This window comes from Flavobacterium kayseriense (assembly GCF_014305095.1).
Classification (GTDB): Bacteria; Bacteroidota; Bacteroidia; order Flavobacteriales; family Flavobacteriaceae; genus Flavobacterium; species Flavobacterium kayseriense.
In genome coordinates this window covers 209,910-233,514 of record NZ_JACRUI010000004.1, presented here as the reverse complement: position 1 = coordinate 233,514, position 23,605 = coordinate 209,910, and the positions used below count along the sequence as shown (strand labels likewise).

22 protein-coding genes are annotated in these 23,605 nt (G+C 32.6%); 2 read left to right on the top strand and 20 right to left on the bottom strand.

Features of this window, described 5'->3' with window-relative positions; genetic code table 11:
- The first annotated feature begins 8 nt into the window (after window positions 1–8).
- The gene (locus H8R22_RS12335) at window positions 9–2,729 is read left to right on the top strand and encodes a DNA gyrase/topoisomerase IV subunit A (RefSeq protein WP_187010695.1); all 2,721 of its coding nucleotides are present in this window, start codon (window positions 9–11) and stop codon (window positions 2,727–2,729) included.
- A gap of 37 nt (window positions 2,730–2,766) precedes the next feature.
- Here the strand turns inward: H8R22_RS12335 and H8R22_RS12330 are convergent, their stop codons facing one another.
- The 14 genes from H8R22_RS12330 to H8R22_RS12265 all read right to left on the bottom strand — a co-directional run bounded on the left by H8R22_RS12330 (window position 2,767) and on the right by H8R22_RS12265 (window position 15,101).
- Window positions 2,767–3,540: a TerC family protein gene (locus tag H8R22_RS12330; RefSeq protein WP_187010694.1), complete on the bottom strand. Its 774-nt coding sequence runs from the start codon at window positions 3,538–3,540 to the stop codon at window positions 2,767–2,769.
- 34 nt (window positions 3,541–3,574) lie between these two features.
- The gene (locus tag H8R22_RS12325; protein ID WP_187010693.1) at window positions 3,575–3,949 is read right to left on the bottom strand and encodes a DNA topoisomerase IV; all 375 of its coding nucleotides are present in this window, start codon (window positions 3,947–3,949) and stop codon (window positions 3,575–3,577) included.
- 114 nt (window positions 3,950–4,063) lie between these two features.
- Window positions 4,064–4,636, bottom strand: coding sequence for a pentapeptide repeat-containing protein (locus H8R22_RS12320; RefSeq protein ID WP_187010692.1), 573 nt, complete (start codon window positions 4,634–4,636; stop codon window positions 4,064–4,066).
- Window positions 4,636–4,857, bottom strand: a complete 222-nt coding sequence (locus H8R22_RS12315) for a DUF6095 family protein (protein WP_187010691.1) — start codon at window positions 4,855–4,857, stop codon at window positions 4,636–4,638. The genes H8R22_RS12320 and H8R22_RS12315 overlap by 1 nt, the downstream gene beginning before the upstream one ends.
- Window positions 4,858–4,859: 2 nt before the next feature.
- Window positions 4,860–5,327, bottom strand: coding sequence for a hypothetical protein (locus tag H8R22_RS12310; RefSeq protein WP_187010690.1), 468 nt, complete (start codon window positions 5,325–5,327; stop codon window positions 4,860–4,862).
- A gap of 33 nt (window positions 5,328–5,360) precedes the next feature.
- The gene (murQ, locus tag H8R22_RS12305) at window positions 5,361–6,176 is read right to left on the bottom strand and encodes an N-acetylmuramic acid 6-phosphate etherase (RefSeq protein WP_187010689.1); all 816 of its coding nucleotides are present in this window, start codon (window positions 6,174–6,176) and stop codon (window positions 5,361–5,363) included.
- A 592-nt stretch (window positions 6,177–6,768) separates the two neighbouring features.
- Window positions 6,769–7,935, bottom strand: coding sequence for a Na+/H+ antiporter NhaA (nhaA, locus tag H8R22_RS12300; RefSeq protein WP_187010688.1), 1,167 nt, complete (start codon window positions 7,933–7,935; stop codon window positions 6,769–6,771).
- Window positions 7,936–8,488: 553 nt separating this feature from the next.
- Window positions 8,489–9,025 (bottom strand): GNAT family N-acetyltransferase, encoded by a 537-nt coding sequence (locus H8R22_RS12295; protein ID WP_187010687.1) that lies wholly within the window; start codon window positions 9,023–9,025, stop codon window positions 8,489–8,491.
- 404 nt (window positions 9,026–9,429) lie between these two features.
- Window positions 9,430–9,756: a DMT family transporter gene (locus H8R22_RS12290; RefSeq protein ID WP_187010686.1), complete on the bottom strand. Its 327-nt coding sequence runs from the start codon at window positions 9,754–9,756 to the stop codon at window positions 9,430–9,432.
- A 543-nt stretch (window positions 9,757–10,299) separates the two neighbouring features.
- The gene (locus H8R22_RS12285) at window positions 10,300–10,638 is read right to left on the bottom strand and encodes a HepT-like ribonuclease domain-containing protein (protein WP_187010685.1); all 339 of its coding nucleotides are present in this window, start codon (window positions 10,636–10,638) and stop codon (window positions 10,300–10,302) included.
- Window positions 10,628–10,930, bottom strand: a complete 303-nt coding sequence (locus H8R22_RS12280) for a nucleotidyltransferase family protein (protein ID WP_187010684.1) — start codon at window positions 10,928–10,930, stop codon at window positions 10,628–10,630. The genes H8R22_RS12285 and H8R22_RS12280 overlap by 11 nt, the downstream gene beginning before the upstream one ends.
- 845 nt (window positions 10,931–11,775) lie before the next feature.
- On the bottom strand, window positions 11,776–13,959 hold the full coding sequence (locus tag H8R22_RS12275; protein WP_187010683.1) for a hypothetical protein: 2,184 nt from the start codon (window positions 13,957–13,959) through the stop codon (window positions 11,776–11,778).
- A 192-nt stretch (window positions 13,960–14,151) separates the two neighbouring features.
- On the bottom strand, window positions 14,152–14,886 hold the full coding sequence (locus H8R22_RS12270) for a hypothetical protein (RefSeq protein WP_187010682.1): 735 nt from the start codon (window positions 14,884–14,886) through the stop codon (window positions 14,152–14,154).
- 8 nt (window positions 14,887–14,894) lie between these two features.
- Window positions 14,895–15,101 (bottom strand): DUF6140 family protein, encoded by a 207-nt coding sequence (locus H8R22_RS12265; protein ID WP_187010681.1) that lies wholly within the window; start codon window positions 15,099–15,101, stop codon window positions 14,895–14,897.
- Between the two features lie 233 nt (window positions 15,102–15,334).
- On the opposite strand from H8R22_RS12265, the gene H8R22_RS12260 reads away from it, so the two are divergent.
- Window positions 15,335–16,879: an IS1182 family transposase gene (locus tag H8R22_RS12260; protein ID WP_225876024.1), complete on the top strand. Its 1,545-nt coding sequence runs from the start codon at window positions 15,335–15,337 to the stop codon at window positions 16,877–16,879.
- Window positions 16,880–17,208: 329 nt separating this feature from the next.
- Here H8R22_RS12260 and H8R22_RS12255 read toward each other — a convergent pair whose 3' ends face one another.
- The 6 genes from H8R22_RS12255 to H8R22_RS12230 all read right to left on the bottom strand — a co-directional run bounded on the left by H8R22_RS12255 (window position 17,209) and on the right by H8R22_RS12230 (window position 23,593).
- The gene (locus tag H8R22_RS12255) at window positions 17,209–18,015 is read right to left on the bottom strand and encodes a tetratricopeptide repeat protein (protein ID WP_187010680.1); all 807 of its coding nucleotides are present in this window, start codon (window positions 18,013–18,015) and stop codon (window positions 17,209–17,211) included.
- A 185-nt stretch (window positions 18,016–18,200) separates the two neighbouring features.
- Entirely contained in the window at window positions 18,201–19,955 is a 1,755-nt protein-coding gene (locus H8R22_RS12250; RefSeq protein WP_187010679.1) for an ATP-binding protein, read from the bottom strand.
- Between the two features lie 3 nt (window positions 19,956–19,958).
- Window positions 19,959–21,185 (bottom strand): DUF4297 family anti-phage-associated protein, encoded by a 1,227-nt coding sequence (locus tag H8R22_RS12245; protein ID WP_187010678.1) that lies wholly within the window; start codon window positions 21,183–21,185, stop codon window positions 19,959–19,961.
- 192 nt (window positions 21,186–21,377) lie between these two features.
- Window positions 21,378–21,887: a hypothetical protein gene (locus H8R22_RS12240; protein ID WP_187010677.1), complete on the bottom strand. Its 510-nt coding sequence runs from the start codon at window positions 21,885–21,887 to the stop codon at window positions 21,378–21,380.
- A 221-nt stretch (window positions 21,888–22,108) separates the two neighbouring features.
- Window positions 22,109–22,780 (bottom strand): ZIP family metal transporter, encoded by a 672-nt coding sequence (locus tag H8R22_RS12235; RefSeq protein WP_187010676.1) that lies wholly within the window; start codon window positions 22,778–22,780, stop codon window positions 22,109–22,111.
- A gap of 48 nt (window positions 22,781–22,828) precedes the next feature.
- Window positions 22,829–23,593 (bottom strand): class I SAM-dependent methyltransferase, encoded by a 765-nt coding sequence (locus tag H8R22_RS12230; RefSeq protein WP_187010675.1) that lies wholly within the window; start codon window positions 23,591–23,593, stop codon window positions 22,829–22,831.
- Between the last annotated feature and the right edge of the window lie 12 nt (window positions 23,594–23,605).

Below are 23,605 nucleotides of genomic sequence, written 5' to 3'. Positions count from 1 at the left end.
TCAGATAAATGAAAGACGAAGAAGACGATAACATCATTCCTAATAACGGAGACAATACTCCAGATGAGCCTACTGCAAACGATCATTCTGAGGGCGACAGCAGCGAAGAGATTATAAAAGTAGATGCCAGCAAATTTGAAGGCGGACATTTTTATAACAACTCAGAGGATGGCGATGGTAATGATACCATAACCAAAGTTACAGGAATGTACAAGGATTGGTTTTTGGACTATGCTTCCTATGTAATTCTAGAACGTGCCGTTCCTGCGATTGAAGACGGTTTTAAGCCGGTGCAACGTCGTATTATGCATTCGCTAAAAGAATTGGATGACGGTCGTTACAACAAAGTAGCTAACGTTGTTGGCCACACCATGCAATACCACCCACACGGTGATGCAAGTATTGGTGATGCGATGGTGCAAATAGGACAGAAAGAATTACTAATCGATTGCCAAGGAAACTGGGGAAACATCCTAACCGGTGACGGAGCCGCAGCTTCAAGATATATTGAAGCTCGTTTGTCTAAGTTTGCGCTTGAGGTATTGTATTCTCCTAAGATCACAGATTGGGGTACTTCCTATGACGGTCGTCGTGCAGAGCCAAACAATCTTCCTGTAAAGTTCCCTTTGTTATTAGCGCAAGGAGCAGAAGGAATTGCGGTTGGACTTTCGACTAAAGTGCTACCTCATAATTTCAACGAGCTTATTGATGCTTCTATAAAAATATTAAAAGGGAAGCCATTTACCTTGTATCCTGATTTTATGACGCAAGGAATTGCCGATGTGTCTAACTATAATGATGGATTGCGCGGTGGTCGTGTGCGCGTGCGTGCTAAGATTGCCCAATTAGATAAAAACACATTGGTAATTACCCAGATTCCGTTTTCGACCAATACTACGACCTTGATCGACAGTATTTTGAAAGCCAACGAAAAAGGGAAAATCAAAATCAAGAAAATAGAAGACAATACCGCTGCTGATGTAGAGATATTAATTCATTTATACCCAGGTGTTTCTCCTGATAAGACAATCGATGCGCTCTTTGCTTTCACAGCCTGTGAGACATCAGTAGCGCCTTTGGGCTGTGTTATTGAGGACAACAAACCGTTATTTATAGGTGTATCGGCGATGTTGAAAATCTCGACAGAGCGAACTCAAGAGTTGCTACGTCAAGAACTCGAAATTCAATTAGAGGAGTTAAAAAATAAATGGCATTTCTCTACTTTAGAAAAGATCTTCATTAGAGAAGAAATGTATATTGATTTCAAATTATATTCAGACAGAGAGGCCTTGTACAAATATATGTACGATCGCTTTGAGCCCTTCTCTAAATCTTTTGTAAGAGCTATTATCGACGATGATTTACAGCGCTTAACGCAAATTCCAATGATTCGTATTACTCGCTTCGACTCGGATAAAGCAGATGACTTTATTTCGAAATTAGAAGAGGAAATGAAAGAGGTGCAATACAACTTAGAGCACTTAACTGATTTTGCTATTGCTTATTTTACCAAATTAAAGGAAAAGTACGGTAAAGGCCGCGAACGCCAAACGGAGTTGCGAATATTTGATGATATCGAAGCGACGAAAGTAGTTTTACGTAATACGAAATTGTACGTTAATCGTGAAGAAGGATTTGTAGGTACTAGTTTGAAAAAAGACGAGTACGTTACAGATTGTTCGGATATCGATGACGTAATTGTTTTTCTGCGCGACGGAAACATGATGGTGACTAAGGTAGATGCCAAGACCTTTGTTGGTAAGGATATCATTCATATAGCCATTTTTGACAAAAGCGATAAGAGAACGATTTATAATATGATTTACCGCGATGGAAAATCGGGTCCTTCCTATATCAAGCGTTTCAATGTATCAGGAGTGACTAGAGACAAACCGTATGATTTGACAAACGGAACAAAGGGATCACAAATTCTATATTTTACTTGCAATCCTAACGGAGAAGCGGAGGTAATTACCGTTTTATTGCGACAAGTAGGAAGCATTAAAAAATTAAAATTTGATATTGATTTTGCTAAATTAGCGATAAAAGGTAGGGCTTCTAAAGGAAACGTGGCCTCAAAATACCCAATTAAGAAAATCGAAATTAAGGAGAAAGGAATTTCGACTTTACTACCTCGAAAAGTGTGGTACGACGAAACCGTACAACGCTTAAATGTAGACGGTAGAGGAGAGCTTTTAGGCGAATTTAGACCAAGCGATAAAATTTTAATTATCCAACAATCAGGGAAATTGAAAGTAGTAGTTCCGGAATTGTCTACTCATTTTGAGACGGACATGGTAGTACTAGAAAAATGGGTTCCTAAAAAACCAATCTCTGCTATTTATTACGATGGTGAAAAAGAGCGTTATTACTTGAAACGCTTTTTAGTAGAAACAGAGAATAAGGAAGAAACGTTTATTACGGAACATGCCAACTCTCAGTTAGAAATTGTTTCGACTGATTATCGTCCGGTGGCCGAAATTATTTTCCCAAAAATTAAAGGGGTCCAGAAAGAAAGTATTACAATTGATGTCGAAGATTTTATTGCTGTCAAAGGTTTTAAAGCATTAGGAAATCAATTAACTACTGACAAAATCAAGCAAGTAAATATGCTAGACCCGTTACCATACGAAGTTCCAGTTGAGGTTATTCCTGAAAAAAGAACGAATCCAGATGATGATGATACTGATGTACAACTTGACGATGATGGTCAAGTAATATTATTCTAAATAAAAAAAGCTCCCTAGGGAGCTTTTTTTATGATTATTATTTCTTTTTCTTGTTGGCTTTCATGTTCAAAACCTCTACCAAAAGAGAGAAGGATATGGCAAAATACAAATAACCTTTAGGAACAGGAGTTACATGACTGCCAAAAACAAGTGCATCTGCTAAATGAGCACTCTCGGTAATCAGCATAAACCCAATTAAAATCAAAAATGATAAACCTAATATTTGTATCGACGGGTGCGTATTTACAAATTTACCCACAGGAACTGCAAATTGCATCATGATTAAAACAGAGATTACTACAGCTGTGATCATAATGTACAAAGCACCAGGGACACCGTTCGTCATTCCTACCGCAGTTAATATACTATCAAACGAAAATACTAGATCGATAAGTATAATTTGAAAAATAACGCTCCCAAATGACTTGGTTGCTGCTTTTCCTAATTCTTTCTCTTCTTCCCCTTTTTCGTCAACTTTCTCTCTGATTTCATTGGTGCTTTTATAAATCAAGAACAAACCACCCAGCAGTAAAATCAAACTCTGACCCGAAATTTTTGCACTCAACCAACTAAAATTAAGTGTAAACCATGGTTCCTTCATTGCGATTAAATAGGAAATACCCAAAAGCAATGTTATTCTCATAAACATCGCTAAAAACATTCCAATTTTGGTTGCTTTTTTACGTTTTTCCTCGGGTAATTTTCCAGTTGCTATTGAGATAAAAATAATATTATCTATTCCTAAAACAATTTCAAGAAAAGTCAATGTCAAAAGTGCAATCCAAGCATCAGGGCTATAGAGTATTTCCATGGTGTCGTATATTTATTTTATAGTTAAAACCGTTTTAGTTCGAAATTTTAGTAACTGTTCCTCTTTGCTTTTGATCGGATCCTACCATCCCAAATTCAAAATTATAAGTATCTCCTTTAGTACTTAATATTTTCATGCCAATCGATTGTTCTTCGGCCTTGTTTTTGGGGTGTAATTTTTTCAATACATATTCGCAGTCGCTAATCCATCGAATCGATGCCGTATCGATTTTGCCTTCAAAGGTTTCAATTTCAATACTATCATTTCGTTCAAACAGCGTTGTTTTCTTGACTCCATCAACCTCATATTCAAATTTGAATTTTCCGGTCTTAAAATCTTTGCAGTTTTTTTCGTTGTCATAACAAGAAATGACAAGTAGAATGAGGGGCAATAAAATAAGTTTTTTCATTTTTTTTTTGAAGCTTAATCCTGCTATTCGTTTCAATCTTTTTATCCTGATAAAAATCAGGATAAAAAGATTGAAACGAATAGCAGGGCTAGTTTATAATCGTTATTCTAATTTTCACTGAATTTTAATATCGTATTTATCGAGCAATCCTGGAATTCCTTCTGTCGAAAATTTTGCTTTTCGCATCGGATTAAATTCGGGATCAATCTTGTAATTGTAAGCCGTCAAGAAATTGACTTCTTTTAATTGCGTATCATTAAAAATAGCATTTTCTAAATTACAGTTCTCAAACAAGGAATTGGATAAGTTCGTTCCTATAAAACTTACCTCCTTCAAAGAACAAGAAGTAAAGGTTGTTTTAGGCATTTTTTTATTAGCAAAGGACGAATAGTCGAGAGTGCAATCGTTAAAACTCACTCCAAACATAAAATCAGCACAACTGGAAAATTCAATACCAAGCAATTTGCAATTCAAAAAACGAATCGTTTTTAAACTTGTGTTTTTTAATTGAGTCATAGAAAGATTGCAATCTATAAACTCACAATCCATAAAACTATTGTTCGAAAAATCACTATTCGAGAAATCACAGTTTTTGAAAACACAGTCTTCAAATTCTCTGTTACTGACTTTCTTATCAATAAAAACGACTTTATCAAACGTTTTTTGAATGTGAATAAGCTCTTCCATTAGTCGTTAAATAAACTTTGCATGATTATTTTTAGTCCTTTGTACATCAAATACATCGCTCCTAAACAAGCGCCTATTCCTATTGCCAAAATTAAGTAATGCCACACATTCTGTTGGTTCATAAAAGCATTGTAAATCAGCGACGGACCTATAAATAATAGAGGTAACGCTCCAGCTAAATACTTTATTCCTTTGGATAATAATTCTTTATTAGTTCCCATTTTTAAAATGATAGTTGCATTCCTATTCCATTTTTGCTGGAGAGAATATTTATTTTTTCAATTTGGAAACCTACTTTCCTAGTTGTGATAGTTTCATTGTATCCATCAATGGCTGTTTTTGTTTTTTTAGAGTGACCAATAAGGACTGGAATAGAAATAACAGCAGATGCTAAACCCACAATGGTTAAAGCTGATGGGTAAACTTTATCCTGAGATAATCCGGTGACTAAGTCGGTAATAATAAAACCAGTTCCAAAACCTAAAAGAAATCCTCCAACAGCTGATTTGGTTTGACCTGCACTGTAACTCGCCAATAGCTCTGGTTTAGTACTAAGCAACTCTTTTACCTGGTTGTTAGTTAGCTTGCTATTATTTTCATCATACACGCGCCCTTTTTTATAGGTTAGTTGCTGACAAAAAGCAAGTGAGCTAACAAGAATAAAGAACAAGGTCATTAATTTTGATTTCATATGGTATAATTTTACTGTATTTTTATATCTGGTTTACTGGTTTTGATAAAAATTAACTGCTTTACGCACACTTCCGTGGGTTGCTAATAAAATAGCTGCTGCTTCATAATTCACAGGAATTTCGTCCATGATCATTTTTACTCCCCGATCTACAAGTTTGCTATTACTCAATTGCATATCGACCATTTTATTGCCTTTTACTTTTCCTAGTTGGATCATAGTCGCGGTCGATATCATATTCAAAACCAATTTTTGCGCCGTTCCTGCTTTCATTCTAGAACTTCCAGTTACAAATTCAGGTCCTACAACCACATCAATTGGGAATTGTGCCGTTTGCGAAAGCGGACTATCAGCGTTGCACGAGATGCTTCCTGTGATAATGTTATTCTCATTGCACATTTGTAACCCACCTATCACATAAGGTGTTGTTCCTGAGGCTGCAATTCCTATTACAACATCGTCCGAATTGATCTGGTATTCTTTTAGGTCTAACCAAGCTTGAGTTGCATCGTCCTCGGCGTTTTCTACAGCTTTACGAATCGCTGCATCTCCACCTGCAATAATACCATTGACGAGGTCAAAAGGTACGCCAAAAGTAGGAGGGCATTCAGAAGCATCGACGACACCTAAACGACCGGATGTACCTGCTCCAATGTAAAATAAGCGACCTCCTTTTTTCATTTTAGTTACCACTTGTGCTATTAAAATCTCTATTTGCGGTAATGCTTTTTCTACAGCAAGCGGAACGGTCTGGTCCTCTTGATTAATATTGATCAGTAATTCATGTACTGACATTTTTTCAAGATGCTCATATTTAGACGGTTGCTCGGTAGTTTTTGTGAATGCCATTAGTGTTTGAGGTTCAAAGTTTTGAAGATTCAAAGTTACAAAGTTTTATCCTTTTGCCCCATGTAAAAAGGTGAGATTTATAGATTTATTATACTATTTTAGGAAGAGATACCAAATAAGAATCAAGAGTTCACAAAGCGATCAATAACTACAATAAATTGTGATTGATACATTTTTTAAATACTTCAGCAATTTGCTTCTATTTGATGTATTGGAATTGGTGTTAGTCCTGCAATAAAAGAAAGTTCATCTGCCTTCCACCTTGGTCTTTGAACAAATTCAAAAGAGGATATTCTCATAAAGAAGTACTAGTGTGCGTTATATTCATAACAAGTATTCTGGTTCTTATCGGCAGCTACAGAAAATGAATAATTTAATTTTGAAGTGCTAGCATTGTTTGAGCTTGTTGGAACTAGATGACAAACCGTATAAATAGGTACATAACTGGGGATAAGAAGGTGAGCTGCTTTAAATTCAAAATAGGGATTCTACATTCAGCTTCAACGCAAATTCTTACAGCTAGAACAAAATACCGCATGAGAGTAGATGATTGTAACAGCCATAGAGCAGCACGGACAACTATTAGTACTTATCAATTTACTTCTTCTTCGTTTTCTAAGTTGGTAAAAGGTTTTAAAGATAATTTTAATGTAAAAAAGCCTAAAAGTCCTGCAGTTAAAGAGGCTAGGAGGATTACTAATTTTGAATTATTGATTATATTCTGATCCTCAAACGCTAATAATGTAATAAATATAGACATCGTAAATCCGATACCACCCAATAAACCTACGCCAAAAATAGATTTCCAATTTAGATTTTTTGGAAGTTTACAAATCCCAAATGTAACTGCTAAAAAAGTAACGATGAAGATGCCCAATGGCTTACCAACAACTAATCCCATAGAAATCCCTAAACTATAACTCTCGGATAATGTTTGTGCAATATCTCCACCAAAAATAATTGCGGTGTTTGCTAACGCAAATATGGGTAAAATAACAAAAGCAACCGGCTTATGTAAAAAGTGTTGCAAAGCATACGAAATTGATTTTTCGTCTCCATTTTGAAAAGGAATAGCAAATGCTAGTAAAACACCAGTAATTGTTGCATGAACACCCGAATTCAGCATAAAGTACCACATTGCTGCTCCACCAATTAAATACACGGCAAGATTATTAATTTTCATTCTATTGAAAAGTAGAAGTAAGGCAAAAATACCTAAGGCTATAAATAGATTTACAAAAATTAAGGTCTTTGTATAAAAAACAGCGATTATAATGATGGCAAATAAATCATCTATAATGGCCAGCGCTGTCAAGAATACTTTTAGTGAGAGTGGTACTCTGTTTCCCAAAAGAGATAAAATTCCCAATGCAAATGCGATATCAGTTGCCATTGGAATTCCGATTCCTGATTGCGTTGACGTGCCATAATTGAAGAAGAAATAAATTCCAGCAGGAACTAGTAATCCTCCAACAGCTCCAAATATGGGAAATAAGGCTTCTTTGATATTAGAAAGTTCTCCCTTATATATTTCTCTTTCTAATTCTAAACCAATTAGTAAAAAGAATATGGCCATTAAACCATCATTTATCCAGTGTTCTATCGATAAACCAACTAATTTATTTTGGAAAAAGCCTTGATAGTCGGAACCTATATTTGAGTTAGCTAATGCAAGGGATACCACAGTACAGGCGATTAAAACAAGACCACCCGCCTTTTCGCTTTCAAAAAATTCCTTAAAGAGTTTAGTTGCTTTCATTTTTGTATTGTTATTCAGTAGTTACAAAACCACAGATGTGGTCTGTGTTTTAATTGAGGTGCTAAAAAAGTGCTCACCACCTTTTTTCAAAAATAGCATATTTATTTTTAGTAAATAGAAGATTGGCTTTGTTGTTGGTTTGCTTCTACAATTAATGAAAGCTGTAATAAAAAACAAAATTGATTTTGTACTGAAAGCGAATATACAGAAACCTTTAAAATTTAGCATCGGAATTAATTACTGCTGTGTTTAAATCAAACTCCTATTCAATTAAAGAGATGTAAGTAAAGCTGCCACGAATTAGACTCTAAATGATTTTCCTTGCAAAAACTAGATAGGTAGCTGAGTCTTGATTTGGATTAATCCACGACGCAACAAGCACTTAAAAGTCAAGGCTTTTTTTAGCAGTTTACTGTCTTGGCGCTGGCGAAGTTTTGGGTTTTATAGCAGAAAACTGTATTGTAGCACATCCTTTGATTTGGAAACTGAATTTAAAAGTAGTAGCAAACTTGTTATAATTAGTAAGCTCTGCGAATGTTTTTAGGTTGTAATTTTATTTAGTATTCAGTTTTGCGTAAATGTCTAAACTTATAAATTTTCCGTCTTTGATTTCACATTCTCTCATCGTTCCTTCATGATCAAAGTTTAGTTTAGCTAATGCTTTTTTACAATTTGTGTTTTCGGTTTCTACTATTCCTTCAATTCGATGTATTCCTAGTGTGTTAAATCCATAATCACATAGGAGTGGCATGGCTTCGGTCATTATCCCTTTTCCCCAAAAATCTACTAGCAACCAAAAACCAATTTCTGCTTTTTTATGTTCTTTATTTAAATTATTTAATCCACCTGCGCCATAAAATATTTGATTGTCTAAAGAACAAATAGCCCACCAAAGTCCGGTTTCCTCTTTTTCAAGGTCAGCAAAGAAATTCATCTGCGCTTTAGTTTCTTCTACTGTTTGATAACTCACACCGTAATATTTAATAATGTCTGGGTGAGAAAGTCCTTTGAACACATTTTCAATGTCGCTTTGAACAAATTGTCTAAGTAAAAGTCTTTCTGTTTTTATGGTAGGAAAATCGGTTAGCATCTCGTTTGTTTTTTCTTAATTATTGTCCTTGCCTTAAGAATTGTTTTTGGTTTTAAAAAGCCTAATTACGCTTAGACTTAGCAATTGCACCCAAGAAACAACCTTTATGACCACTTGTCTTGAAATATACAACAGTGAATTTTGTTGTAATTTAGTGAAAAACATCGTTTTTTCTCAGCCTGACTTTTTTAAGTTTCAAGAAATTAGTGTTTTCGAAGCACTAAACGGTCTACTAGAAGTGAAATTGAAATATAGCACAAAACCTCATTGAACAAGTTGACTGGCAACTTAGTATTGGTGCTGCTAGTGACTACTGTTGTGTTGTTAATCAGCAGTATCGTAGCTTTCTCATCACTTAAGTCTGTTTATCATTTACTAAATAAAATGGTTTGCTCTACTATTTATTAGTGAGAAACTACTTTTAGTCCTATAATAGAACCTATTAATGTAGTAATAAAAAAAAGTCGCAGAAAAGTTGCTGGTTCTTTAAATACCAAAATCCCTACTAAAACTGTTCCAACAGCTCCAACTCCTGTCCACACGGCATAAGCAGTACCTATTGGTAGCACTTGCGTAGCTTTGATTAAAAGTGTCATACTTACCACAAGAGTTATAAGAAATCCTACGTACCATAAGTACATTTCGGTTCCAGTAGTTTCTTTTGCTTTACCTAAACAGAAAGCGAAGGCTACTTCAAATAAACCTGCTATTACTAAAATTATCCAATTCATTTACTTTGGTTTTTATTTGTTTGTCTAAATCGTTACGTGTTGCTAGCGTTATCAATGATTATTTCCGTCACAAGGCTGCTACTAACTTCAGTCTTCGAAATAACTACTATTTATTTCTTTCAAATATACTGCATCTTCTCAAAATAAAAGGCAGGAAAGATGTGCATTTAAGATAGTACACAGCACAGGAATACGAGTCAAATTAATGAATTTTGAGTTTAGAAGACATGATTTTCCTAGGTAATCCCGTTTATGTTGTAGCTACTTTTTTAGAAGCTATAGAATTTACTATGCAGATTTTTAAATCCAAAGGTGTATCTATTGTTAAAACAGCTTACTTAGTGTGGGTATATTGAAGTATGCAACGATGGCTTTTGAGGGAATTCAAAGGGAAAAAGAGTTTTTTCACAGCCTGACGTTTCGCCACTTTGAGATGGCTGGAAGTTCATAACCGCTCAATTTTCTGCTTAACGAAAACTTGATGCGTAAGGATAATTCCACTAAATTCCAGCTAGATGAAAATAGCGGTTAGCAGAAGTACATTTATTCACCAAGTAATTCTTCTACCTCTTTTTGTAAAACGGGTAAATTTTTAATCACGATTCCCCAAATTACATCATCAGAAACTGAATCATAACCGTGAATAATTCTATTTCTAACATCTACAATTTTTCTTGAGTTCGATATTATAATTTCGCTATCAAGTTTCAGAATTCGATTCATGGCTTCTCCAATTATTTCGATGTTTCTTTCAACCGCTCTTTTTGTTCTTAAATCATTTTGGTAAACCTCAAATAATTTAGGAGTATCAATAAAATAGCTTTCTATTTCATTGATTGAGCTTAAAATATCGTAAAGCCAAGTTTTAATATTATTGTCCATAAATCAACTGTTTTTTTTGATTTATAGTTTTTCTAAAAAAAGGATTTTTAATAGCTTTTTCTTCAAGTAAATCAACACTTCGTTTAAAAATATTCTCCAAAGAAAATTTCAAATCATAATAGTTATCTCCATAATCGAGGACATCCAATTGTTGGAAATCAACGATTAAATCAACGTCACTTTCAGGATTAAAATTATCAGTTAAAACTGAACCAAAAGCATACAATGATTTTACTTTATGTGATTTACATAAGTTTAAAATGTCGTTTATATGACTTTCAATTAAATTCATTTTTCTATTTTTTTATAAAAGTAATAAAAACAATTTTGAGTTGTATAATTTATTCTAAATATCCTTGTTTTTGGCCGTATTTCTGCTAACGTCAGTCTGTGAAAAAACTTCAATTTAGTTCTTTCAAATATACTGCATCTTCTCAAAATAAAAGGCAGGAAAGATGTGCATTTAAGATAGTACACAACACAGGAATACGAGGCAATTTACTGAGTTTTCAAGTTTAGAGGACCTGACTTTCCTTGGTAATCTAGTTCGTTTGTAGCTGCTTTTTTAGAAGCTATAGAGTTTACTATGCAGATGTTTAAATCCAAAGGTGTATCTATTGTTAAAACAGCTTACTTAGCGTGGGTATATTGAAGTATGCAACGATGGCTTTTGAGGAAATTCAAAGGAAAAAACTTCCGTTTATTTCTTTCAAATATACTCTATCTTTTTAAAATAAAAGGCAGGAAAGATGTGCATTTAAGATAGTACACAGCACAGGAATACGAGTCAATTTAATGAATTTTGAGTTTAGAAGACATGATTTTCCTTGGTAATCCCGTTCGTTTTGTCGCTGCTTTTTTAGAAGCTATAGAATTTACTATGCAGATGTTTAAATCCAAAGGTGTATCTATTGTTAAAACAGCTTACTTAGCGTGGGTATATTGAAGTATGCAACGATGGCTTTTGAGGAAATTCAAAGGAAAAAAGAGTTTTTTCACAGCCTGACGTTTCGCAGCTACACGATGCACAAGGATTCGGAATTCGAGTATTTTCGGCTTAACGAAAACGTCTTGCGAAACGATAATTCCACCAAATCCTTGTGTATTGTGTAACTGCTGTTATGGGCTGGCCTTATTTTACGCTAATGTTTTTACGTCATTATACAATATTTTTAAATGGTCGTCCGTCAAATCCATTAAAGGTTCATACATAAATGAATTAACGTGAATATTTTCTGGAGTCATTAAATTTACTCTATCTAAAATTCCTAAGTTGTCTTTTTCTACAGGGAATTCTGCTCTATATTTATCGACAATTTGTCCTGTTTGTTTTTTCAATATGTGATTATGAAAATTAGGGTCAACTATTTTTGAGATCATAAATTTTTCTGCAAGAAGTCTTATTCCAATTGAGATACAGATTTTATATTTTATGTCTATGGGATTCCCATCTGCGAGATTATAGATTTCCTCTGCTTTGGTAATTATAAGGTCAAAAACATTATCGTTTGAATTTGCTTTTATTTTTGTCTGCTGAAAAGTTGTGTTAAAAACATCTAAAACCGATTGAACTGTTATTTCTTCTGTTTTATTAATTCCTTTATCCGCTCTTTCAGGCTTCATATGAAGTAATGAAGTTAAAAGTAAATAATTATTGTTATCGTCTCCAATAGTGAAATCAATTAGGTTTCTTACAAATGGAACACAAGCGATAAAAGTAAAATCACAAATGTCATGATTACTTCTTAAAACTGGAAAGACATCTCTTTTTTCTCCGATACTTAGCTCTATTTGTCCCGATTTTCTGGTTGTAGTCCAATTACCTTGGTAGTTAATTTTGGCTCCTAATCTGCTTTTAATAGTTTTGTAGAAATCAAAATTGTGAGTTAGAATAATCATAAAAAAATAAGGGTCGTCCAAAACGTCTTTTAGATATTCTATTATGGCGTATTTGTTTTTATAATCAAATGAGTCTGCTATATCGTCAACAATTACAAGTTGGTTTTTGTTTAATTTCCTTCTTGTCTCAATTTGAAAAATAATATTCAAAAGATAAAAAACTCTTTGTTCTCCCGTGCTTAGTGATTCTTGTAGTTCAGTACCTCCTAAAAATTTTGTATCATCAGGTCCACTTCCGTCTGTATACTTAAATAGCAAAGATGCAGGTTCGCTATTTAATATTACACTTTCTTGATTTTTAATATGTACTTCAAAAGGAACTGTAAATCTTCTTTTAAAAATATCAATTACATTTTTCCAATCATCTTGTTCCTTTTTTGCTTCGAGTATGATTTTATCCCTTTGAATAGATGAGTCTTTATGTAATTTTAAAAGAATATTAAACTCGTTTTTGAATTTAGCTAAGTAGTTTAATATAAGTTTTTTCTTGAAGTTAGATAAATCTGCAAATTCTTTAATAATTTCTTGATTTTCTTCTACGTAATTTCTAAACTTTCTTAGTTCTGCATTACTATTAAGTAATTTATCAATTTCATTGAATGTATTTGCTAATAAAGGATCTTTAAGAACTTTCTCTTTTTCGTTAAAGATTAAATCTTCTAATTCTTTGGCATTTGTTATTTCCTGATCTTTTATCTTTACTTTATGATTTGCAGAGAAGAAATTGTTGTCTTTGAGTGATTTTGTAACAGTGTCGGCATTATAATGATTAAATGTTCCCTTCATAAAAAGAGCGTCATTTTCATTAACAAGAGTATCATAGACTTTTATGTAATCTTTAATTTTTGATTTAAAGTCTTTACTTTCAAGAAATTTTATGGTTTTATCATTAAATACTTCTGAATAAAGTATATCTGAATATATTGGCTCTTTAATTTCATTTATTTCAGCATCATATGTTTCAAACATTTTGAAAAGCTCTTGTCTGAAAACCGATTCAATTTCGGTTTCAACTGCATTGCTCTTAATTCCAAGTAATGGTTGAATTTGTTTAAAAAAATCATTTTTTGACTCGATTAGTTTTGAATTTAATGCGTCGTATTCATTTTTAAGCTTTTCATTTGCAAGAATTGTAGATGCTTCTTTGAAATCTGTTGACTTCATTCTTTGAATAACAAAAATTTCATCCTTTTCGATATCAATCCCATCAATTTTTACTTCTCTGTGATTTACTCTGTTTGAAAAAATTCTGTCTTTTGAAAGTTTACCTTCTGCTATATCGTCAAATGTTGATGCAAGAGAAGATTTCATTACTCCGTTTGGAGCATAAATAAGTTGTGTTTTTGATTCTCCAAAGTTGAATTTATGCTTGAACCGTCTTATTCCATAACAGTTTTCTAAGTGAATTTCTAATTCTGTCATTGAGGTTGGTTTTTGTCTGTTGTTGTTCGTTAAATTTCCGATTCTGCTCTAGGCTTGCCCATAACGTTATGCCACTTTGAGATGGCTGGAAGTTTGTAACCACTCAATTTTCGGCTTAACGAAAACTTGATGCGAAACGATAATTCCACTAAATTCCAGCTAGCTCAAAATGGCGGTTACCAGCTGTGTTTATTACAATTTTCCGCTTTCTATTAAGTTTTCTATATATTTCTTAGGCATTCTATATTTGATACCTCTGCCAAATACTGAGGGATGATAACCAATGTAAATTTCAGTTTTAGGATTGATTTTGCTTTTTATGTGTGTTTTAAAATAGTTTTTTAGGGTTTGACTTTGTACAATTATTACGTCTGGCATTAATATATTTATGCTATCAATTAATAGACGATTTTCAAACTGATGATTAATTTGAATTCTATCACTACTTCCAGTTCTATCTTTTCTGTCAATAGTTACAAAATTGTAAAAATTAATCAAGGAAATATAATTTAGAACATCTTTGGGAAGAGTATTATGATTTAATAATATTGCTTCTTTAAAAAAGCTAGTTTGATTTTCTAACAAGCTCCAACTTTCTTTCCAATTATATTGATTTTGCAATAAATATAAAGCAGTGCCGTAAACTCCCGCCATATGTGGGTTTTTATCTGTTAAGATGTTAGTGCATACCGCATTTCTTCTCTCAATATAATCCTGAAATGTATTTTCTTGGAATTTTTCATCCTTGCCCATATCTAAACTTATAAACAGAATTTTTCTTTTAGCATTTGGGTAGTTTTGACCAATACAAGCTTTACTAGCAAATCTTCTACTTGATTTATTTACTATTCCTGTTACTGAGTCTATATTAAGTTTTTCGAAAAAATCTTCATATAGTAAGTCTAATTTAGATTGTAATTTTAACATAAGATAATTCAGCTAATTTTTTCAATGTCAATGTCACTCATTTTTAGCCATCCTTTTTCGCATTTGGTGTCATACTTATCGCTAAACATGTTGCAAATTTGATCCATTTCTCTGGTAGAGATTGAACTTGATGAGCCACAAATTACTTCTATACTCATTCCTTTCATTAAAACAATTCTATTTGAATTGTGGTTTTTTCTAATCGTAATTTTCATTAAATAACCCATAATTTTTTTTTAATTTTTAATTTACATACTCTTTTCGGTTTTCTGCTTCCCCGTTTTCTGCAAAATTAAAATGTCAATACGTCAAACCGTATCGTTATTTTTAGCAATTCCATTTTTTTAACATAGCTGGTAACGTCAGTCTGTGAAAAAACTTCCGTTTATTTCTTTCAAATATACTCTATCTTTTTAAAATAAAAGGCAGAAAAGTTGTATATTTAAAAATGCAACACATCACAGGAATACCGCGCAATCAAATGAGTTTTTCGAGTTTAGAAGACCTGATTTCTCTAAACAATCCTGTTCGTTTTGTAGATGCTTTTGTCGACGCTTTGTCATTAGTGGCTTTAGGGTTTAAGATTCAAACTTTAAAGACAGAAGGTCGTCCAAGTTTCGATACTAAAGTATTTCTTAAAATATATTTGTACGGTTATTTAAATGGCCTGCGAAGCTCTAGAAAGCTAGAAAAAGAATGCGAAAGAAATATAGAATTACAATGGCTTTTGTGCGGTTTAGTTCCCAATTATCATAGCATTTCTGATTTTAGGAAACAGAATCCATCTGGATTAAAAAACCTATTCAAACTCTTTGTGACGTTTCTTAAAGATTCTGATTTAATTGCAGGGGAAACCATTGCAATCGATGGCACAAAAAGTAGAGCACATAATGGCAAAAAGGCCAATTTTAATCAAAAGAAGATAGAACGTCACTTGGCTTACATCGACGAAAAAACGCAAGAATATTTAGATCAATTAGACCAAAACGATTCCCAAGAAAACAGTAGTACGATTTCTAAAATTCAAGAAAAAATAGCACGTTTAAAAACTAATAAAATAGGTTACGAGATACTGCAAGAAAAACTAAAAGCCAGTGGGGATCCACAGATTAGTACCACCGATGAAGATGCTCGCGCTCTGTTAGTACAAGGTGTCGTGGTAGAGGTAAGTTACAACATCCAAGCGGCGGTAGACAACAAACACAATTTGGTAGTTGCTAAGCACACTATCAATCGAAATGATCTTAATGCCTTAGGAGCGATTGCTTTGGAAGCAAAGCAAAATTTGGAAGTAGACTCACTAACAGTTTTAGTTGATAAAGGTTACCACAACGGACGAGAAATTACGCAATGTAAAAGCAACAATATCACTACCATTGTTGCACATCCTACACCAGGAAGAGCTAAAGATAGCGTTACACAAGCGGAATATTTGGTAGCTAAATTTATATACAATAAAATTGACGATACCTATCAATGTCCACAAGGAGAGACGTTAAAAACAACCGGAAGATGGCATAAAAAAAGCGGACGAACCGAGCAAAGCGGCTATCAATTTAAGAAATACCGAACACCTGCTTGTAAAGCCTGCCCTGTAAGACATCTTTGTACGAGCAGAACTGGAGGTAGAGAAATAGATAGGAGTGAGTATGCCGATGCAGTAGAAGAAAACAACAAGCGCTATCAAGAAAACCCGCAATTGTATCGCACTAGGCAGGAGATTAATGAACATATTTTTGGAACGATTAAAAGACAATGGGGTTACAACCATACTAATTTAATCGGCTTGGAAAAAGTCAATGGCGAACACAGTTTGATTATGCTAGTGTACAACATCAAACGCTGTATTAATATACTGGGCGTTCCCGATTTGCTTGCCAAACTTCTAAAATGGAACTCACCCTATAAGACAAAAGTCTTGCTTTTACTAAAAACGACGAATTTAAACTCGTATGCAGACTTCCTTATGTTACAAACTAAATTAGCTGCCTAAAAAAACAGCCCTCTGAGAAGGGCTTATTTGAGTTGTGATATCGTAAAATGTAATGATTATTGTAGAAAAAAGAGGTTTTTTCACAGCCTGACGTTATGCCACTTTGAGATGGCTGGAGGTTCGTAACCGCTCAATTTTCGGCTTAACGAAAACTTGATGCGAAACGATAATTCCACTAAATTCCAGCTAGCTCAAAATGGCTGTTACAGGCTGGTTGTTTTTGTCGAAATTATGATTTTAACCGCAAACTTTTCAAGTTTCCGTTGGCAGATTCCAACTTTTACACTTTCCATTTGCTGTTCCAATTTAGGTTTCAACTTCATTTTTTTTTAAAATTTCAGAACGGATTTAATGTCTTCTGAAATTTCTTGTTTATTTTCTATTTGTTCATAAAATTTAAAAGCTTTTTGTCGCATTTTTTCGTCATTTTTAATTTTAGAAACTTTGAGTAAACATAATGAATAGTGAATTTTAAAGTTTTCATCTTTTTTATAAGTTGAATAACATTTTTCTAAATATTCTAAACCTTCATCATATTTTTTATTTTGAGATAATAAAACTCCTTTTAGAAATATTACTTCGTCTTTTAATTTTGGATTTGATAATTTATATTTTTCAATTGCGATATTTATATTTTCTAAACCTTTATCTACATCTCCGAAAATAGGAGAAGTTAATGCAAAACCATAGTAACCTTCAGGGTTTTCAGGAAACAAAGAAATTATTTCATTATACTTTTTTCGAGCAATTTTTAATGATCTATCTTGACCTAATCTTAATCCTTCAGAAGCTAAATTTATTTTAAATTCTAATGTTTTTTTTGATAAACTGTCAGCCATTATATAGCAAGCCATTGCCTTTTCGTCATTCAATAATCTCAAAGTGTATCCTGTGAAAAAAATTGCATCACAAAATGTCGTGTCGGTTTTGTAAGCTTTAAAGAAAATATTTGAAGTTATTTTGAGATATTTTGGGTCTAAAGATTTATTCAAATATAAAGTTTCAATACCTAAATTAAAAAGCTTCATTGCTTCCGGATTTTCAGATTTACAATACAAGTTTTTACCTTCAAAGTAATCTTGAGAAAAGGTTAAATTAAAGCTTAATATTAGTAAAGTAATAATGATTTTTTTCATTTTAAATATTTCTGTTTTCTATGCGGTTTTTTGGTTCAACTTGCCTGTAACGTTTTGCCGCTTGGCGAGGTTGCGAACTTCGTAACCGATTATTTTCCGTTAAAGATAAAATTTCTTACGAAACGCAAAAGTGGATTTACCACAAAATTCGCAATCTTGCCAAACGGCTGTTACCTGCTGGCCTTTTAGCTTTCTTTCTTTAATTTTTTAATTAAATCTTCAAATGCAATATTTATCCAATCTTTCTTCCACTCTGTTCTGAAATTAATATCATTTGAATCGGGTTTGTCTGTTAAGTCTTTAATTCTAACAATTGTTGGAATAGGAATACAATCTCCAATTATTAAAGCTTCTTGTCTTTCTAAAACAGGTAAAGTATCAGTAATTGCACTTATGCTGTCTGGCATTAATCTTTTAACATATTGTTGGTCTGAAGGATTTGTTAATCTCATTGCAACAAAATTATTACATTGAGAAAATATAGTTTCGGAGATTTCTGAAGGTCTTTGACTAACAATCATTAAGGACAATCCATATTTTCTTCCTTCTTTCGCAATTCTCTCAATAGATTTTTTAACTGAATGGTATTTAGCGCCTTCACTTTGAGGAATATAATTATGTGCTTCTTCTAAAACTAATAGAAAAGGAATTTCTTCTGAATCCTTTTTTAAATTTTTATAGTAAAAACAGAAGTCAAAAACTAATCGGCTTATTAATGATACTACTATACTTAATACTTCAAATGGAATACCGCTTAAATCAATAATAGTTATGTTTTCATTTGAATCGTCTTCGAATCCTATGAATTGTTTTAAAATTTCAGAAAGTTCTTCAGTTTTATATTCTGTTATAAAATCAGCTTTTCTTGGTTTTAATAGAAAAGACAATCTATCATCATTTATTTTGGTTTCAAGTCTTGGTACAAATCTATCAAATTCGTTTGCATATGGACCACCATTTATTTTGCCACTTGATTTTTCTTCAAATTGAATTTCTTCAAAAAGTTGATATTCATCATTGACACCTGCAGCTTTTACTTTGATTTTCAATTCTCCTGTTTTGGCATCTTTTGTTGCTACATTTTGATTAGAAATATATCTAAAAACTTCGTCAATACTGAAATAAACAGGTGTGTCATAATTGACTTTTGGCAAAGTAGAGTTATGCCTTTTTTTATTTAATGTAACTGCTGTTTTAAATAGTGAGACTTGGTTGTGAGAATTACTTTCTCTACTTTCAATAAACATTTCCTCAAGTTCTTCGGAATTCATTAACCAATAAGGTAACACTAGATTTGAGACATTTAATTTTTTTGATTTTGGAAATGCTTTAGCATATTCTCCGTGTAAATCAAAAAGTAAAATATGTGTATTATTTAGAATCCCTTTTCTTATTTGTTCTTCATTTGCTTTTATTCCTTCTTGTAAGATTCTTGCAACTGTTCCTGATTTACCCGAACCAGTTGAACCAACTACAGCAATATGCTTACTGAAAAATTTATCGCCGTCTATACTAATATCTATTTGTGAGTTTTGCGCTAAAGTTGAAAAACAAAACTGTTTATCTTCTTCAATTGAACTATAAATACTTTTTAATAACTCTTCATCAGCAATTTCTACATTATTTGGTGGAATTGCAATTTGTTGTCCGCCTCTTCTAAATTTTCCTTGATCATCCAAAAAACCAATTGGTTGTGAGTCTAAAATGAAAGTTGGAGTTGTAACATTACTAGTTTCGCCAATTAAATTTGTTTCTTTTATTTTAAAACTTTGAACTAACGCAATTATTGCAGTATTTGAATCATCTGAAATTTTCAAATAACTTCCTATTGTAAAGTCGGAAGTATCTTGTTTAAATTTTTCAGCATCCAAAACTTCAACTTGAATAAGGCTAGGTGATACTGTTAAAATGCGAAAAATATCTGAATTATTTGTTGCCATTTTTTAGACTGTTAGGAGTTTATGGATTTCTTTAAGATTGATGCAATGTTTAATATCAAAATATTGACCTTTCGAAAACTTAAATGGATTATTTTCTTTTGAAAAATATAAGTAGACATTTGGAGAACTAATTTCTACGATATTAAATTCAAAAGTTTGTTTAGAAATTACTTTAAGACTATAGGAACTTTTAGATAATTTTGTTCCATTTTTTGATGTGTTTATAATCGGTTCTTTATTAAAAACAAAATTTGAAAATAATATTTCTTCATATCCATCATTGAATAAAATTTCGTTCTTAATCAATTCTTCTTTTATTGCTTTTAAATTTTTAGAATCAGTATCAAGTATTAATGTTATTGGTTTTGAATCTCGAAGAGAAGTATTTAACCTATAATATTTTGAAATTAAATTTTCAATGAAACTTAAAAGTGGTAATTCTGAATTATCAGATTCTAAAATATCCTGACCTATATAGATATATTTAGTTTTATTTGGAACTAAAGCTTTTGTATATTTTAGATTTTGTGAAATTAATTTAAAATATTCATTTCTAGAACGTAATTTTATAAACCATTCATTAAATAGTCGTTGACTACAATTAATTTCATTTAAAAAGTCTTTTTTTGTTATTTTTCGATTTGATAATCCTTTTTTAATTGCTTTGTCAATTACAATTCTTAACGAATTATTATAATATAATGTGTCAGCTTCAAATTCCGTACAACTGAAAAAATCTTTTAATTTATTAACAACTAATAATTGTTGTTTGTAAAATTCTATTCCGAATATAAATTTAAATTGAAGCAAAAATGAATTTAATTGAGCATCGGAGATGCTCTTTTCAATTTCATAATGTTTTTCAATTTTATTTATTTTATAAGTTAGTATTTCTTTTAATCTCTTTAAATCTATTTTTGGCTCATTTCCAGGTATTTCATTTTCAAAATGTGCATATAGAACATAATTATAGATACTACTAGTTTTTGGATTAACAAAATGGTCTAGCATCAATGAAATTGGTTCTCTAACTGCTGAATTTATAAAGTTTGGTTTTGACAAATACTTGCATTGAATGGTAGTTTCATCTGTTGAATTAATGTCAATATCTTCAATTCCTTCAATCGTAATTTCGTCATCATCGTTTGCTAATTCTAATAATTTTAAAATAGAAGTATCAAATTGATAGTAATAACCTTTTATTGTTGCTTCCGCACTTCTTGTTGCCATTTTTTTCGGTTATAATTTTTTTATATTCATTGTTTTGCGAGGCTTTCTGGTAGGCTTGCAGGTAACGTTTCGCCACTTTGAGATGGCTGGAAGTTCGTAAACGCTCAGTTTTCGGCTTAACGAAAACGTGATGCGAAACGGTAATTCCACTAAACTCCAGCTAGCTCAAAATGGTTGTTGGCAGTTGGCTTTTTATTTAGTTTTTTTTCTTAATTCGGCTATTTCATTTTCTAAATCGGATTTAGCTCTTAATTTCCAGTTAGATTGAACTTTCATATTTTGAGATTTCGTTTGATTTAAAGGTGGCGGATTTGGTACTCTTGTTGCAGAAATATTATTTTCAGGATTTTTAAAACTTCGAGTTATTCCGCAAGCTCTTATTTGAATTAGTTTGTTTGATTTACGATTGGCATAAATCAGCCACATTCCACTTTTATCAATTACAGGTCCGCACTGTTGATTATATATTCCGCCATAAACTTTTCCGTTTAATACTCCTTTAAAAGATTCAATAACTTTAATTTCAAACGTGTGTTTTTTAGAATCAATTTTCAAAATTTCTCCGATAAAAATATATTTTGATTCCGTAAATTCTCTCTTTTGAATTTCTTTTAGATTTTTAGAAATTTTACAATCGCAGGCTAATGATTTACTTGAAATCAAGAAAGTAAAAAATAGTATTGTTAAAATTTTTGTTCTCATTTTTTTCTTAAGCTTAATGCCAACTTGTATATAACATCAAATATATACATGTTTTTTGATATTTTTTAATGATCACTAAGTTTTTTCTGTCTTTTTTATTTGTGAGTGCAGTAGGTGCTTGCGTGAGGGTTAGGAGCGAAAATCCTTTTATTTTTTGAAAAAAAATAAAAGATTGCAGCGCATAGCCCGACCCGTTTTTTTGCGGGGCACGCCCAAATATGTTATAAAAAGTAGGCTAGTAAGATTCCTAGGATGATCATAGAAACCTTGGCGATGTTAAATTTATGGCCTTCACTGCTTTCGAAGATGATGGTAGACGAAATGTGAAATAAGATTCCGATGACTACAGCGGTGATTTGGGTGGTGTATTGGTTTAAAACCGGAGAATAGTCGGATACAAATGTACCTAGTGGTGTCATGATCGCAAAGGTGATCATGAAAGCAAAAATAGCTTTGGTGTTAAGATGTGAGTTGATAAAAAAGGTGGTTAAAATAATCGCAATAGGCAAGTGGTGTATGGCGATTCCTATGGCTAGATTGTCTTCGTGATGCCCTACGGGGAAACCTTCTAGAAAAGCATGAATACAAAGGCTAATAAAAAGTAACCACGGAATGTGGGTCATGTTTTCTTTGCCGTGTACGTGTCCGTGCTCAGCACCTTTAGAGAAAAACTCAAGTATGATTTGGAATAAAATCCCCAGCATAATGAAAATCCCTGTTGCTTCGTTTTGACTCTCGTACACATCCGGTAGCAAATGCATAACGGTTAAAGACAACAGAAACGAACCACTAAAAGCCAATAGCAGCTTTAGGTTGGTTTTATTCTTTGGTTTTAATACCGATGCAATGATGTAACCTAGCAGTACGGATAGTAAGGGTAAAAGGTAATTCATAGGGTAGGAGGAGTCGTTAGAATCGAAGGTCGTGTCTCGTTGTGGCTATTACTTAAAAATTAAAATTAGGCGCTCGCTATCTAGTTTGTGGAATTTTTTTAGCTTATAATCCCCAAAAATATCCAGCAGGTAGATTCCAGCTTCGTCCATCAAGGTTTCAAAATCTTGCAGGGTTAGCGCTTTTACTTTCTCGAAAAACAAGAACGCTTTGCCTTGGTCCTCAAAAGCGATTTCTTTGATGATGTGACCGTCTTTTAGGTAGCGTTTTAAGTTAAAGGTGATTCCGTCAACCACTTTAGTTTCCTCAGGAACTAAGGTGTCTAAAACATTGTTAACGTTCATAAAGTCAATAACTGCAAAACCGTATTCGGAAAGGCTTTCTTTGATGGCTTTTAGGGTAGTTAGGTTGTCTTCGTCGTTTTCGAAATAACCAAAGCTAGTGAATAAGTTAAAAATAGCATCGTATTTTTCCTCAAAAGGTTCGCGCATATCGTGTACCTTGAAGTGCAAACTACTGTTGGTGTTTTTTTGCGCTTCGGCTATACTATTTTCTGATAAATCAGCTCCTAGTACGTCAAACCCCAATTGGTTCAAGTAAATAGAATGTCTTCCTTTGCCACAGGCTAAATCCAATACTTTTGCCTTTTCAGGTAAATTTAAGTAATGGGTGATGTTATCCATGAAAACCTGTGCTTCTCTATAATTGCGTTCCTTATAAAGGATATGGTAGTATGGCGTATCGAACCATGAACTGAACCAAGTCTCAGTTGGTTGTTCGGGATTTATTGCATTTGGTTTTTGTTCTTCAGACATTTATCTTTTTCA

Bases quoted from the DNA above. Each gene is read 5' to 3' on its own strand.
- H8R22_RS12325 (WP_187010693.1), bottom strand. From the start codon at position 3,949: ATGAAAAAACTTATTTTATTGCCCCTCATTCTACTTGTCATTTCTTGT.
- H8R22_RS12270 (WP_187010682.1), bottom strand. From the start codon at position 14,886: ATGTTAAAATTACAATCTAAATTAGACTTACTATATGAAGATTTTTTC.
- H8R22_RS12295 (WP_187010687.1), bottom strand. From the start codon at position 9,025: ATGCTAACCGATTTTCCTACCATAAAAACAGAAAGACTTTTACTTAGA.
- H8R22_RS12260 (WP_225876024.1), top strand. From the start codon at position 15,335: ATGCAACACATCACAGGAATACCGCGCAATCAAATGAGTTTTTCGAGT.
- H8R22_RS12290 (WP_187010686.1), bottom strand. From the start codon at position 9,756: ATGAATTGGATAATTTTAGTAATAGCAGGTTTATTTGAAGTAGCCTTC.
- murQ (WP_187010689.1), bottom strand. From the start codon at position 6,176: ATGGCATTCACAAAAACTACCGAGCAACCGTCTAAATATGAGCATCTT.
- H8R22_RS12235 (WP_187010676.1), bottom strand. From the start codon at position 22,780: ATGAATTACCTTTTACCCTTACTATCCGTACTGCTAGGTTACATCATT.
- H8R22_RS12330 (WP_187010694.1), bottom strand. From the start codon at position 3,540: ATGGAAATACTCTATAGCCCTGATGCTTGGATTGCACTTTTGACATTG.
- H8R22_RS12255 (WP_187010680.1), bottom strand. From the start codon at position 18,015: ATGAAAAAAATCATTATTACTTTACTAATATTAAGCTTTAATTTAACC.
- H8R22_RS12315 (WP_187010691.1), bottom strand. From the start codon at position 4,857: ATGGGAACTAATAAAGAATTATTATCCAAAGGAATAAAGTATTTAGCT.
- H8R22_RS12285 (WP_187010685.1), bottom strand. From the start codon at position 10,638: ATGGACAATAATATTAAAACTTGGCTTTACGATATTTTAAGCTCAATC.
- H8R22_RS12335 (WP_187010695.1), top strand. From the start codon at position 9: ATGAAAGACGAAGAAGACGATAACATCATTCCTAATAACGGAGACAAT.
- H8R22_RS12320 (WP_187010692.1), bottom strand. From the start codon at position 4,636: ATGGAAGAGCTTATTCACATTCAAAAAACGTTTGATAAAGTCGTTTTT.
- H8R22_RS12240 (WP_187010677.1), bottom strand. From the start codon at position 21,887: ATGAGAACAAAAATTTTAACAATACTATTTTTTACTTTCTTGATTTCA.
- H8R22_RS12310 (WP_187010690.1), bottom strand. From the start codon at position 5,327: ATGAAATCAAAATTAATGACCTTGTTCTTTATTCTTGTTAGCTCACTT.
- H8R22_RS12230 (WP_187010675.1), bottom strand. From the start codon at position 23,593: ATGTCTGAAGAACAAAAACCAAATGCAATAAATCCCGAACAACCAACT.
- H8R22_RS12280 (WP_187010684.1), bottom strand. From the start codon at position 10,930: ATGAATTTAATTGAAAGTCATATAAACGACATTTTAAACTTATGTAAA.
- H8R22_RS12250 (WP_187010679.1), bottom strand. From the start codon at position 19,955: ATGGCAACAAATAATTCAGATATTTTTCGCATTTTAACAGTATCACCT.
- nhaA (WP_187010688.1), bottom strand. From the start codon at position 7,935: ATGAAAGCAACTAAACTCTTTAAGGAATTTTTTGAAAGCGAAAAGGCG.
- H8R22_RS12265 (WP_187010681.1), bottom strand. From the start codon at position 15,101: ATGAAAATTACGATTAGAAAAAACCACAATTCAAATAGAATTGTTTTA.
- H8R22_RS12275 (WP_187010683.1), bottom strand. From the start codon at position 13,959: ATGACAGAATTAGAAATTCACTTAGAAAACTGTTATGGAATAAGACGG.
- H8R22_RS12245 (WP_187010678.1), bottom strand. From the start codon at position 21,185: ATGGCAACAAGAAGTGCGGAAGCAACAATAAAAGGTTATTACTATCAA.